This is a genomic window from Pseudomonas sp. S31 (assembly GCF_016648105.1).
In the GTDB taxonomy this organism is placed as follows: domain Bacteria; phylum Pseudomonadota; class Gammaproteobacteria; order Pseudomonadales; family Pseudomonadaceae; genus Aquipseudomonas.
The window spans coordinates 184,912-198,481 of record NZ_JACVVE010000005.1; the positions used below are offsets into that span (position 1 = coordinate 184,912).

10 protein-coding genes are annotated in these 13,570 nt (G+C 54.6%); 6 read left to right on the forward strand and 4 right to left on the reverse strand.

Features of this window, described 5'->3' with window-relative positions; translation table 11 throughout:
* The first annotated feature begins 37 nt into the window (after positions 1–37).
* The 4 genes from IAE37_RS06375 to IAE37_RS06390 all read left to right on the forward strand — a co-directional run bounded on the left by IAE37_RS06375 (position 38) and on the right by IAE37_RS06390 (position 2,809).
* Positions 38–1,159, forward strand: a complete 1,122-nt coding sequence (locus tag IAE37_RS06375) for an NAD(P)/FAD-dependent oxidoreductase (RefSeq protein ID WP_201171092.1) — start codon at positions 38–40, stop codon at positions 1,157–1,159.
* The gene (locus IAE37_RS06380; protein ID WP_201171094.1) at positions 1,153–2,172 is read left to right on the forward strand and encodes an arsenic resistance protein; all 1,020 of its coding nucleotides are present in this window, start codon (positions 1,153–1,155) and stop codon (positions 2,170–2,172) included. The genes IAE37_RS06375 and IAE37_RS06380 overlap by 7 nt, the downstream gene beginning before the upstream one ends.
* A gap of 101 nt (positions 2,173–2,273) precedes the next feature.
* Complete coding sequence (locus IAE37_RS06385) at positions 2,274–2,483, forward strand: hypothetical protein (RefSeq protein WP_201171096.1); 210 nt, start codon at positions 2,274–2,276, stop codon at positions 2,481–2,483.
* Positions 2,480–2,809, forward strand: a complete 330-nt coding sequence (locus tag IAE37_RS06390) for a hypothetical protein (RefSeq protein WP_201171098.1) — start codon at positions 2,480–2,482, stop codon at positions 2,807–2,809. Before IAE37_RS06385 ends, IAE37_RS06390 begins: the two co-directional genes overlap by 4 nt.
* A 522-nt stretch (positions 2,810–3,331) precedes the next feature.
* Here the strand turns inward: IAE37_RS06390 and IAE37_RS06395 are convergent.
* From IAE37_RS06395 to IAE37_RS06405, 3 genes are all read right to left on the reverse strand, one after another.
* A complete protein-coding gene (locus tag IAE37_RS06395; protein ID WP_201164661.1) occupies positions 3,332–3,562 on the reverse strand; it encodes a hypothetical protein in 231 nt (76 codons plus the stop codon).
* Positions 3,563–3,695: 133 nt separating this feature from the next.
* Positions 3,696–5,354, reverse strand: coding sequence for a UvrD-helicase domain-containing protein (locus IAE37_RS06400; protein ID WP_201171102.1), 1,659 nt, complete (start codon positions 5,352–5,354; stop codon positions 3,696–3,698).
* Positions 5,351–7,282: an ATP-dependent nuclease gene (locus tag IAE37_RS06405; protein WP_201171105.1), complete on the reverse strand. Its 1,932-nt coding sequence runs from the start codon at positions 7,280–7,282 to the stop codon at positions 5,351–5,353. Before IAE37_RS06405 ends, IAE37_RS06400 begins: the two co-directional genes overlap by 4 nt.
* Before the next feature lie 2,113 nt (positions 7,283–9,395).
* On the opposite strand from IAE37_RS06405, the gene IAE37_RS06410 reads away from it, so the two are divergent.
* Both IAE37_RS06410 and IAE37_RS06415 read left to right on the forward strand, forming a co-directional pair.
* Entirely contained in the window at positions 9,396–11,129 is a 1,734-nt protein-coding gene (locus IAE37_RS06410; protein ID WP_201171106.1) for a DUF262 domain-containing protein, read from the forward strand.
* Positions 11,130–11,316: 187 nt separating this feature from the next.
* Positions 11,317–11,874, forward strand: a complete 558-nt coding sequence (locus IAE37_RS06415; protein ID WP_201171107.1) for a hypothetical protein — start codon at positions 11,317–11,319, stop codon at positions 11,872–11,874.
* 177 nt (positions 11,875–12,051) lie between these two features.
* On the opposite strand, the gene IAE37_RS28745 is transcribed toward IAE37_RS06415, so the two are convergent.
* Positions 12,052–13,518, reverse strand: a complete 1,467-nt coding sequence (locus IAE37_RS28745; protein WP_236409811.1) for a tyrosine-type recombinase/integrase — start codon at positions 13,516–13,518, stop codon at positions 12,052–12,054.
* Positions 13,519–13,570 lie beyond the last annotated feature (52 nt).

The window sequence follows — 13,570 nt, forward strand, 5'->3', positions numbered from 1 at the left end:
CTGGCTTAAAAACGGTTGAGCCTTCCAGAGGATAATCATGCGCAGCGTTGACGTGGTAATTGTAGGCGCCGGGCCAGCGGGCATTGGCATGGCCATGGCACTGCAGCAAGTTCATGGGCTGGAATGTGAGGTGCTGGAGCGTGGGCAGCTCGGTGAGTCGTTCCGTCTGTGGCCCACCCAGACGCGTTTCATAACCCCCTCCTTCTACAGCAATCCTTTTGGCCTGGCTGACCTGAACGCAGTTGATCCCATCAGTTCACCTGCTTTGTCTGCCGGTACAGAGCATTTGAGCGGTCTGCAGTACGCAGATTACTTGAAGTCGGTTGTAGAGACTGCGCAGTTGTCAGTGAGCTGTGACTGCGAGGTGCATGAAGTTGCGTCAACCGCAGATCACCGCTTCCGCTTGACGACCGAGCAGGGTGACTACGATACAAAGTTTCTGATCTGGGCTTGTGGCGAGTACCAATTCCCTGACCTCAAGCCTTTTCCGGGTGCGCAATGGTGCATGCATTATGCAAGCGTGGCAGATTGGCGGGATATGGAATCAGGCCATTTTACAGTCATCGGCGGCTACGAAAGTGGAGTAGATGCTGCATTCAACCTCCTACAGCACAATCATGGGGTTCGCCTGCTCGTACGCCGGAAGACTTGGGATTTGCCCGATGTAGATGATCCTAGCCAAGTTTTATCGCCATATAGCCGCGAGCGCTTGCGTGTGATGGAAGACGCTGGTGCACTGGAAGTCGTCTACGGGGTCGATGTCGTCGAGGTGAGCTGCGATAACCAAGGGGGTGTCCGTGTCCATGCTGGTGATGGCCGTTACTGGGACAGCCAGACTCCACCGATACTGGGAACTGGTTTCGTCAAGGGCGGTGGTGCGCGGCAGATTGCTGAACATTGGTCGTGGGATGAAGCCGGGCACATTCGACTGAGTGAAAATGATGAGTCCTTGCGCACGCCTGGCCTATTTCTGGTCGGCCCGCAGGTTCGCCATGACGCGATGATTTATTGCTTCATCTACAAATTTCGACAACGATTTGACGGTATTGCGCGCGAGATCGCTAGGCGTTTAGAGCTTGACTGCACTGCGCAGATCTTGACTAGCGGCACTTGGGGCCCTTTTGGCAATCCTGAATGCTGCGAGGGTTGTGCATGTTGAAGACGGTGTTCTCCTCCCCAATGCCACTGGGCGCGAGTTTGGCTACCATCATTTTGCTGTGCTCCATCGCGATCGGTGCCGCGGTGGGCAGTAGTGCGCCAATCGCAGGAAAATGGCTGGGCCAGCAGGTGGATTACACACTGTTACTGTTGGTAGGTTCTCTGTTTTTCAGCGTGCGCTTGGATGCATTGCTGGAGGTAAAAAAGCATTGGCTGTTCATGCTTGCAGCTTTGGTAGCAAACTTCGTCATTGTACCGTTGATTGGTTATGGCGTAGCAACGTTCTTCCTAGGCTCGCAACCCCTGGTGTTCGTTGGCTTGGTGATCTATTTTATGTCGCCTTGTACCGATTGGTTTTTGGGATTTACTAGGCTGTCCGAAGGTAATGTTGCGCTCGGTTCAACGCTGATCCCGATAAATATGACCTTGCAGCTGCTGCTTTACCCACTATATATGATTCTCTTCGCGCAGCATGCGGTCACCTTGGATTCAGGCGTCATTGGTACCACGCTGTTTCAATGGTTTTTGGCGCCACTGGTGGTCGCGTTATCTGCGCATAAATTTTTACGTGCCCGACTAGGCACAATCCGGCTTCAGAAACTTCTATCGCACATTGACCAGGGGCTGCCTTGGATAATGGGGCTGCTGGTGATGGAAATATTTGCCGCTAACATCGACGTAATCCTTTTGCACAGTGGCGTGTTTGCCAAAGCACTCGTCGCAGTCTTCATCTTCTTCGTGCTCACCTTTTTGATGGGAGAAGGACTCAGTCGTCTGCTACATTTCCGGTACCCTGAGCATGCATTGCTGAGCATGACCACTGCAGCTCGTAACGCACCGCTAATGCTCGCCGTGACCATGGTGGCGCTACCGGGGCAGCCGCTGATCTACGCCAGCTTGATAATAGGGATGCTGCTTGAGTTTCCTCATTTAACCGCTCTGTGCCGAGTGTTGTTAGGCTCGCAGCGACGACAAACCGTTGCTCATTTGAAATCAGCGGCTGGGGATCCTTGATTTGGTTTAGGTCGCCTACCGAAGTCGCTGTTGGATCTCCGTGAGTATTGGCTCACCGAGGCTCTACTCGATCACAAGATAACGCTATCAAGGGAGGCGTGATGAACAATCATCTGATTTTACAATATGGCGCGGAAGTCTTTGTAACTGGCGGTTTCAAAATCTGTATTCGGCAGATTCAGGAAGATACTTCGCAACTGCTTATTTTTGATGATGAACAAATCGATGGGCTGATAATCGCTTTACAGCGGGCTCAGCAGCAGGCGCGCCACGAGAGGAAGTTAGACATAAATCAAGGAGGCGAAGAGTGACGAGCTCTGGATACTCGCCCTCGCCTGAACAGGCATACTTCGATGTCCCAGAAGTATCTCTTGAAGCTGCTCCTATTCGAATTCCTCACAAGTTTTCGTACGCAAACGATTCTTACCAGATGTTCGTGCATTTACTGGGTGTGGGCAGTGAATTTAGTTCGCCGCGCTGGGCGGTTGCGATAGAGGTGCTTCAAGGCCAAGAAATTATTTTGCCTGTAACTCGGGTCGACAGTGAGCTGTATGACTATGTTGACACGGCGCGGCAGGTTGGCCTTAAACACGTGATGCAATGGGTAGAAAACCACCAACTTTCTGACAGCGTTTGATCATGCGCAATAAACGCTCAACCTCGGTGTGACCCTAGACCTTGCCTCCGATTTGTACAGGGCGCGGCTCGCTGCGTTTACTGTTCTTTTCCCAGTGCTGTGCCGATTGGAAATTGCCAGATGGTTTGGCGACCCGCAGACGCTGACGCTTCTCGGCCCAGATATCTACCGCCGACGCTGTCCGGTCTCGTTGTGATGAAGCTCTCGCCGAAATCCCAACGAGATTCTCAGGTACCTATCAGCATCGAAATCCCTTTCCACTTGTTAATTCATACCGTGAAAAGGCCATATTCATGTTGAGATGGTTACGCCCGCTTTATCCGAGGGCTTGCCTGGGTACTAGAGCTTTCAGGGGACGAGGGTCAACAGACCGGCCATCACTCGCCCAGACGTGAGCAACGCGGTGATGACCGGCGCTTCAGTTAGCCGTATAGAGGTAGCCTTTAGTGGGAGAATGCAGACGCGCTGCGCCGGGAAGCCAAGAGCACCTACGCGTCCGGTCAACCCAATGACAGCCACTGATCAACATTGAGCGCTAAGGTTTGCCTCGTTTGCATACACCAGTGCTTCTTCCGCCAACTCGAGCATTTTCGCTAGTGTTTCAGCATCCACGGCGTGTGCATCACGCAGCGCGTATGCCTGGTGCAACAGTTCTCGATGATGCTTCGTGGGTTCGCTGATCAGCGCATCGGTGTCTTGGAGGAGGTGATACCACTCGGGAATGGTGATCAGCTTGGTTTGTTGAGCGAGCATGTGGAACCTGTGACTTATGCTGTATGTGCGTACAGTATTAGAAAACGTTTCTCAAGTACAGGGCAGTGTGAGCTTCGTCTGGATTGAGCTGCGCCCAGTGTATGAGTCGCATCACAAATGTTGCCCCGAGAGCCTATAACCGGCCCGTAAGATGCCTTATCACTTGAGAGACGAACTCGCCATGAGGAGTGCGGTGCTCTGTCCAGCGACCCGCGCCCGTGGGCTTCGCTCGGTGCTCTGCTGTTGTGATCAAAAGTCGTTCTTTGGCACGTGAAACGCCTACAAAATAGACGCAGCGTTCCTCCGCAAGCTTGCCCCAGAATGCCTGGGTTTCGACCCCGAGAATGATGACCGTGTGAAACTCAAGCCCCTTGCTTTTGTGGATTGTGAGAAAGCGTACGGCCTGGTCGTCTGAAAGCCGGGCGAGCGCACCGGGAATGGTGTTCTCGCTGACGAGTAGCGCTCCGATCCTATCTCGGACTTCGCGCAGAATTTCACGCAGGCGCGGCTTCGACTCGTAGTCTCCAGAAAGCGCCGTTAGAATCGGATAGCCTACGTCCTTGAGGAAGCTGCTTGAGAGAGTCCACCAGGCCTCATAGGGCGAGGTGGTTTTAGCCGCGGCCTTAACTTGGCGCACATGGGCGCGGTATGTCGTTTCAAACAACCTGTGAAGGTGGTCACGACTGGCCTCCTCATAGGGGGTGAACAAGTCCATCAGACGCGCCCAGGCATCCGACTGGCCTTTGCCATACAAGCAGGTGAGGTAGTCAATTATCAGCCGGGCTGCAGGCTCTTTTAGCAAGTCCTGCAGCTCGCTGTCGTTCCGTGCAGCAATGCCCCGGCTGGCAAGCTCCGCCATCAGGGCCGAGCCGTAATCGTCTACTTGGCGAGGCATCAATACTGCGATTTCCCGCGGTGGAACTCCCGCTTCGATCCACTGGCGAATGTTGTCAGCCAGCACCATCGCTTCTTGTGAAGAGTGCTGGAAATGAACCGCCAAGACCTCCCCCTCATCACCCGAGATCAGCTCTGCCGGCGTCACTGCTGCGGGGTCAATTTCACGGATGATTTCATTCTGAACGCGCAGCAGATTGGGCTTCGATCTGAAATTCGCGTATAGGTGGAGGGGAAGGGCATCGAAGTCAGTCGCATACGTCTTGAAGATGCCCTCCAGCGCTCCCGCCCACCCCATGATCATTTGCTTGCGATCTCCGACTGCGGTGAGGTGGATGCCGGTACCGAGGAAGAGCAGCTTGATGAGCTCATACTGGTCAGCGGTGCAATCCTGGAACTCGTCCAGGAACACATGCGCGTAGGTTTTGCGGATTGCGTTCCGGGCAACCTCGCTGCGCTGAATGATCTTGATGGCGAGGGGCAGAAGCTGCTTGAAGGTGATCTGCTTGCCTGGAATGGCCTCTGCGCCAATTGCGTAATCCGGACTTAAGCCTTCCTCCGCAATGATGGGGAGGAATTTATCGATGATCCGTTTTGCGAAGCCATGGAACGTCACACTGTCGAAGCGTGATGCGAAGTTCCAGCCACAGCGGAGCTGAATCCTCTCCTTCAGGTTACGGCTGGCATCTGTCTTGAACGACACCGCAAGGATTCGCTTGGGGAAGCGGCAGCTGTTGGTTCGCAAAAGGTAATCGGCACGTTGGGCCAGCACCTCGGTCTTGCCGGCGCCTGGCCCCGCGGTAAGCAAGATCGACCGATCAAGCTCGCGAACCACGCTCCATGCATTTTTCTCCAAGCGCACGCCAGGCGAGGGAGCCCATTGATCATGAGAAATCACTCGGGAGATTCCTCGAGCTTGGCTTTGAGCCGGTCTGCTAGCCGATTGAGGGACGGTGGAAGCGAGGCCAACAGCTCCGCGTCAGTAAGGTTGCCCAGCGCATCCAAGTGAGCTGCAGGCTTACTGCTGAGCTTGAACAGCTTGTGGTAGGCCGCGAAGAGTTGCTGCTCATCAGCATCGTACTGCCCCGGATTGAAATGGCTCTTGCCAAGGACGGTTACGTGATCGTGCGGTGTAGGGGCTGAACGCTCGGCACCAAAAGCATCGGGAAACGCTTTGAGCATCGCGAAATCCAGATCCAGTGGATCCGAGAAAAACACGTCTCGTTTTTCCAGCTCCGCAAATATGCTTGTTGGGCCTTCGTCGCCATTTGGGAAACAGTGCGCACTCCTTATCAGATATTGAGGATTATCCCAGGCAAGGCGCTCCCAATCACTGGGGATGTTACGCGCGGGATCAAACCTGTCGAGTTGGTCACGTATGTAGTTCACACGGCCCCAGCCACCTTGATAACGGCCAAGGTCGAGGTCGAGCAGAGTAATGTGAGGTGTACCTAGCGCGTTCAGCAGTCGCCAGAAGTGATTCACATGCCGGCCTCCCAACGGAGCGATCGCCACAGCGTACTCATCAACGGGAGCTCCCTTGGCTTGAAGAATGCGAGGCAGCACGATCTCTTCACTGTCGCCTTCACCGAGCACCACCAGGCGTGCGAAATAGAGCTCGGGGAAGGCTTGGACAGCTTCTCTGACGAACTTGTATGCGTCGCTGCGCTTGTCTGGGAGCACGATGGTCGACACATCCGTTTCGCGCTTTGAATTCAGACGCAGGTACCTAATCTGGTCAGGCTCAACTCGCTTGAGCATCGATGGGGCCTGCGTGGCGATCAATGCTTGTGCGTCCACACCCACGGATGATTTCAGGGAGCTCACGATACGCCCCAGGTAATGGGGAGACAGGCTGTTCTCGGGTTCTTCGACCGCCAGAATTGTATAGGCAGCAGGCTTAAGCTTGAGGGGATCGAACGAGGTGTTCAGTCCTGATCTGACCTCACGGCCAATGGTCAGGGATGTGAGAACGAGCGACAGATACAGCATCGATTTCTGCCCATCGCTCAGCCTGGCGTAGTCCACGTGGCTTTCACCATGGCCAGGCGTGAAGGAGATCGAGAGGTGCCGCAGGATGGCCTCTATTTCAGAGTTCGCGAAGGTAATAGATGGATTTGCGAAGAAGTCGCCCTTGTGAAGACGTTGCCATGCACCGCTTAGGCTAGTGCTCAAGGTCTTGATCGACTCGTTTTCCGACAAGCAGTCAGTGATTTGCTCAGTTAGCTGCTTAATTGAGTCCCGGTCATCGCTCCAGTTGACGGCTCGAAGGAGGCGGCCTAAAAGCGCGCTAGCACCAAAGGCAATATGATCAGCAGGATCCCGGCGAGCAGGTAGGTAATGAACGTGTATCTCGTCTCGTTCACGCTTCGCAACGGGCTTGAGCGTCGTGGGTTGCCCATGCTCGTCCATCCGGGTCACGTAGAGTAAACGCTCCTCTACCTCGCCATCAGCGTGGAGAACGCCTTCCAGGCGGTAGCGAATACGGGGAACCCCATCAGCCGCCTGCAGCGTCATTTGCGTAAAAAATGGCGGTACTGTGTCGTCTTCCTCATCATCGAGCGTTTCTTCGAACGTGAAGTCCGCCTCAATCCAGAGCGAGCGCTGAGCGGGTACCTCCTGCTCGTTCAAGGGGACATGGAAATCTGATCGACGCAGGCGACGTAGGCCTGGCTCGAAACCAAACATGCGCGCTAATGCTTGCAACGTCGCTGTCTTACCTGCGCCGTTCGGCCCTAGAAGGTATGTAACGCCATCGAAGGTTATGTCAGTGACGTCTCGTCCAAACGACTGAAAACCGCTGATCCGCAGACTGCAAAGCTTCATGTGGTGAGATTCCTTTCGGCTCCTCCTGATCGCTCGCTCTAACTTACGGGGGTGTGGTGAGGAGGTGGCACCGTGCCGCTACAAGATACGGCATGCTCCCAGGGGGTGACTAGATGGGTCGGATTTCACAGCGTATAGCCTATAGGCCAGCGATTCGGTGTTGGTTCGATCGAAGTGATCCATGGCTGGGGAGGGGGAGTTGGGCAGAAGCGTGCAAGGAAAAACGTATTCGAGCAGCTAGGGGTGAGCAGCGTATGCTGAAGTTTGGCGGTGGGCTCTGCGGAGAAGCGTATAGCGGATTGAAGTCATCGCCTATCCCCGCAGCAGCGAGGGCCACGACGTCTGCGTTGGCTGGCGACGATCTTCAGAAGACGACCATTGTGACCCCTAGTATTACAGCGGAGCTTTCGTTGCTCAGATGCTGTAAACCTCTTTTTTGACTTGTAAACCTGTTCGATTTACAGATCAAAAAAATGGTTTACAAGCCGAGGGCGGCGTGTAGATGCCTGAGGCCCGCCTTGGGGGGCTTTGCCCGTAGACTTACCGGGGAGCCGCGTTGACCTTGGTTCAGTTTTACAATACTGCAGGGCGACCGGTGCGCCGTTCATATCTCTAAGCAACCCATGATGGCCGCGGCTCGAGCAGCGGATCACAGAAAGTCCAACGATCGCAGCGCAAAGGGCGCTCCCAATATTGAGGCCCAAGAGCGCCTCGAGTTTGCGGAAGAGGAAGCTTTGCTTCAGCTTGGAAACTGGTAGCCACGTCAATCATTAGCGCTGATCGTCGGGTGCTTCGTGCTCGATAGGCATGATGAACAGTAGGGCTCACAAAAGCAGAGGGCTCTTGCGAGCCCCCGCTCAGTACTGGAGTTCTAGCATTCCACGCAGTTCCTTCAGCGTTTCCGGTATCGACATTGATCTGCGAACCTCCAGTCCAGTGATCACCCGATCAAGCCCTGCATTTGGGCCCCACTTATGGATCAAAATGCTTATCTGGTGTGACAGCATCGGTCTCTTCGGATCACGTCTCGATGGAAAGAGATATGAGCCAGGCTCTAGCTTACTGGCTGCTGCGTACGCCGATAGCTCCTTGGACATGATGTGTTGGTAAGTAACTCCGGAAAACTTCCAGTGCACAGGGCACCTGGCACCCTCTGCGCTGACGAGGGCATACTGAATCTCTCGCAACCGAAACCCTGAGATCAGTAATTCGAATAGGGCATGGCCGCGTAAATCGCCTGTCTTCGCTAATGCATTCTTGATAGCAAACAGCTCGTGCGGCGTCAGTGGCTTTACTCTGTCGGGCCACGCGTATTTACCTGGCATACCTTCTGTTCGCTCGATTGAGCGAGATTCCCGCACTTTAAGGAGCGTGCGCCCATGGCGATTTGAGGTGCCGCGGCCTGACTCATGAGGAGCCTCTGGGTTGGAAGCAGAATCAGGGAGATGGCTGAGAGCCTTTAGCACGTTCAGTGGCAGCGACCTCACAAGCGGTTCCAATGTGAAGGTTACTGGAGTTGTCGCCTGGTCGCGGGACAGCCTTTCACTTATAGCTCCTGCTAGAAGAGCAATGACTTCTTCTTCGCTAGGTACTTGGGTCTCATCCGATAGCCCGTCGACTGACTGATGCGCATCGTGTTAGTCGCGGTAGCCCAAGCCTCTGGCCAAAACTTCTAACGCCTGTGACAAGGTAATTTGCTGCGTGCTGGGCCAGGTTCGGCGAAGATTTTTGGCAAGTCGCTTGAAGCCTTGTTGTGGCAGCAGGTCGGCAGGGGTGAGGGGGACGCGCATCGCAGTTCTCCAATACTCGTCAGGGTGCTGGCTGTCCGCTGACTATTGTCGAAATGCGTACAAGGAGGAGGGGTAAAACACCTGTGACTACGTCTGCGCTGGCCAGCCGCTCGATCCAGGTCGACCGATAAGCAAAGCGTATCATTTGCGGTTGGAGCCTGTCTAACTCTCCCGGGGGAAGCTACGACGATGACTCCATTTAGCGCATTGCCATAATTTGTGGCACAGTGCTATCGCGCGGGTTTGCCTGCGTTTCAGTGCTGCTGGTCAGGATTTTTTGCCAGTACATTTACGTTGAGCGAAAGCCCAGAAAGGAGGTTGCCTTGCTTGATGCTGCGCAGTTGCGAATTGAGGCCGCACACAAGAAAGTAGCGGAAGTCTTTTCCAAAGAGTATGCGTTCACTATCCCGGCGTATCAGCGCCCTTATGCTTGGGAGGCGACCCAGGCGGAGGAGCTATTGGCAGACTTGAAAGACGCCATGGCGCAAGACTCCGCAGCAGGAGGATTCTATTTTTTGGGTAGCATCGTTCTGGTGAAAACCCATGGAAATCCGGCATCGCGCGTGGTGGATGGTCAGCAGCGGCTAACCACGCTGACGCTCCTGTTCAGTGTTATTCGCGACCTGACGACGGACGCTGAGAAGCAAGTGCAGCGCGAACGCTACATCAAGCAGGTTGCCAATGATGATGAGGGTATCCCTGAGGCACTGCGTCTGCAGTTGCGGCCTAAGGATCAGGGTTTTTTTGAGAAGCATATCCAGAAGCGTGGTGTGACTGATCACCTCCCGTCACTGGATGGTCTGACAGACTCTAGGGCACGAATCGTAGAGAACGCCAAGCTCATTCGCGATAGGTTAACCGCGATGGGTGAGAAAGAGCGCGATGAGCTACTGCGTTTCCTGCTGCAGAACTGCTATCTCGTCGTTGTCGAAGTGCCATCGGATACAGCTGCGCGACGTATTTTTACTGTTTTGAATGCTCGCGGCCTCGATCTTTCGGCTACTGACATCCTGAAAGCCGATCTGCTGGAGAGAGCAGGTGTGGAAAAAGAGTCGTACCTTTCTCAGCGCTGGGAAGAGGTAGAGACGGCACTTGGTCGCGACAGATTTAGCGCCCTGTTCACTCACATCCGCATGCTCCATGAGCGTGACAAGCCTCGGTCTGCGCTTGAAAGCGGCTTTGCAATTCATGTTCCCGTGTTTCGTGATAATCCCGGCGCATTCATCGATACGGTGTTGGAACCTTATGCTGACGCGCTCCTGTTGGCGCGGGATGACCAGCAGCTCCGCAAGCGCTTCGGCCCCAAGTGCGCTGACCTGGTGCGCTCACTGGAACGTCTGGATAACCGAGACTGGTTGCCACCTCTGCTTCTTTGCTTGCGACAGTGCAATGGTGGAGCGGACATAGACGTCCTAGAGTTTGTGTTCCAGCTCGAAAGGCTTGCCTATTTCCTCTTCCTGACCCGTGCCGATGTGAATGCGCGGATGTCGCGCTATGTTGATGTACTGGACGAGATCGACCCGCCCATTGAGCCGAAAGCTCGCTCTATCCATCGCGGGCGCTCCGGCGGACTGAAGATTGGGCAGCCTGAGGCATCGATGCTGTTCAGCGCATTGGATGGCAACGTGTACCTGGTCTCGAAGGTCGTCAAACCACTCTTGCTTCGTCTGGAGCAAGCTTCAACTGATGGCTCGGCCAACTACGACTATCCGGTGATTTCGGTTGAGCACGTATGTCCCCAAACCATCGCACCTGGTTCACAATGGGCTCAGTGGTTTCCCGACGCTGATGTTCATGCATCATGGGTGCACACCTTGGCGAACCTCGTGCTGCTCAACACGCGTAAAAACTCTGCGGCACAGAACTACGACTTCGACAGGAAGAAGACGAAGTATTTCGCCTCTGGCGATACCTGTGCTTTCACCCTCACCAACGAAGTGCGTAGCTACCCTCAGTGGACACTCGAGGATCTGGAGCATCGCAGGGTCGAATTGCTTGAGCGGTTCGCCAAGACCTGGCGTTTGGAGTCGAGCCTTGCAAAGTGGTGGGAGGAGTAATGGCGAGGGCGTGAAGGGTACCTTGTAGTAAGCTGCCGCTTGCGTATTCGTCGGCGCAGGGGTTCGCTAAAATCAAGGGATGCCTGAGTGCCGAGGCCGCCTGTGCGGTTACGTAGATACCGAGGTCTGACGGCTGTTTCGCACGGCCTGAGGGCTTTGTCCTGAGCTACTGGAAGCAATAAAAAGCATGCATCAACCGATTTCCGAATCTCAATTCGAGACGCTTTATGACCACTACATGGATGTCCTTTCCGGCTACCTGGACGACCTATCTCAGGGTGTAGAGAGCACCAGTACGCCTCCCTGGTTTTCTTGTGTTGTGCCTGATGCCATCTATGAGCTGGTGAGCGTAGCGGGTGTCAGGGACAAGCTCTCAGTACGCAAGCTCGATGAGCTGTGGCGCCTGGCGGGCAAGCACTACTCCGGGTTTGAGCTGTATCGGATTTTCAGGGAGAGGATTGGTGGTAGCTCGGCAATCGAGCTGTACTCGCCCATCATGCGCAAGATCGCTCGAAAAAGCCCGGAGCTGGAGGCGGGGGCCAGTGTCTTCGAGCCTCTCTCAGCGCTTGGCGCTGCGCTTTACGCCGCGTCGCAGGAGCAAAGAGAAGAGGGGCTGCAGGTGGACACCTTGCCGGAGCTTGCTTGGCGAGATTTCAACCAGGTTCTGCTCAAGCGTCTGGTGCTTGATGGTCATCTGGCAGGCGAGAATCGCGATATGCTCATGGCACGGGAACTCGGGCTGTGAGTTGGTAGGGCGCTGCTTTTGGGGTGACTCTCGTGGCAGGGTGTTGGAGCAGGAAAGAGGGGGCTGCCCTTTCCGTAGCCCCAAGCAGGCTAAAGCAGGCCCTGTCTCTTAGCTTGATCATCCCGCTAACTCGCTCGCACGCTTAGGGGTTCTTAGGCCGAATGGGCTGCGGGAAGATTAAGATCCCTCCTCAAAGAACGTTTTCCGGAGGTCGTCTAGTGACTCGTCGCCGGTACTGACCCCAGCCTTCAGATCTTCATCGCGCTGCCGCTTAAGCTCGTTGAGGCGCAGGGTATATTCTGGGACTGGTAGGCCCTTCTGCAGCTCCTCAAGCAGCTCTTCTTCGGCACGGTCATAAATCCGGTTGGTTCGAATGATGTGCACAGAAGCAACTGTTTCCTCGTAGCCGTCGAGGCGGGCAAAAGCAAGGTTGATATAGCGCTCTACCGATGATGGAGACTGCTGCCCTGTCCACATCATTACATCAGTGATGAATTTAGCGCTATTGATTAATGCGTTTCGAAATTCGTCCTTATGCTTAAATTTGTGACGCTTGATCAGTAATACAAATAGGTTGGTGATGAAAGCATGGCGGAACATGTGGCCGCATGCCTGATGCTCGATCCCAGCGTGTTCCCGAAGCGCGCTGATTTCACTCGTCAGCGTGTACTTGGCCAGCGGCTTGCCAGTGACTTCCTGCACCATCAAAAAACCGTGATCCTTGCCCCCCTTGTAGCCCCGCATCGTTTTTTTTCGGGCCATTTCGATGTATTTCTTGGCTTCGGTAAGCACTGCCCGGGAAATAGGAATTAGACGCTCTGAGGGCCCGCCCACTTTAAGAGTAATCAAGCGCAGCATCGGCTTTTTCATGCTCAGGGCATTCTGGATGTCATTCACGCGGATGTTGGCGATTTCCCCTCGCCTGGCGCCCGTGTGCTCGTACAGCGACAACATCATATTGCGCCTGAGCTGTATGTGCCTCGATGAGCCAATGCTGTTGACGGCAGCCCTCAAGGCTTTAATGTCTTCGAGCGTCATAGGGTCGCGAGTATGATGGCGACGCCCGACAATGGTAAGCGAGTGATGGTGCAGGAAGGTTCGCTTGATGGTGCGCCCCCCTCTGGTCGTTACCAAAAACTCTTTTTCAGTAACGCGGATGCTTCCTTCTTCAGATACGAATTGGGGTTCACCATAGAAACGCCCAACGAACTGGAGAAAATCGATACACGCCCTGCCTATCTCTAGCAGCGTTGTCTCAGTCCGGGCAGGGATCGATGGGTTGTCTGGTGATTTTTCTTTCCTCAGACTCACAATAAGCTTGGTGAACAACTGGTCATTGAGCTGAATGAAGTCGAGATTCTGATCGAAACAAAAGCGGATAAGGGGGCTGATCTTCGTGGCGTATACCCCAATCGTCCCTCCTTGTCCTCCATCTCGCGACATTCCGCGGCTGCGGCCCCGTCCTGGTCGATCGCGAAGGGCAAGCATGTACAGATTGGCCATAGAGCATGGCGCGCCATTGGGCCACGTTATGAATGGCAGACCACCAGATTCCTTGATCTCAGTTTTCCCCAGTGCTCGATGCCCGAACAGTTTGAGGTCGGGCAGGACGGAAAAGAGTTTTCGGGTTTTCTCGTTTTTCATAATTTTAACAGTGAGTAATTGGCCAGATTCCGGTGGTTTTTATGGCTTTGGA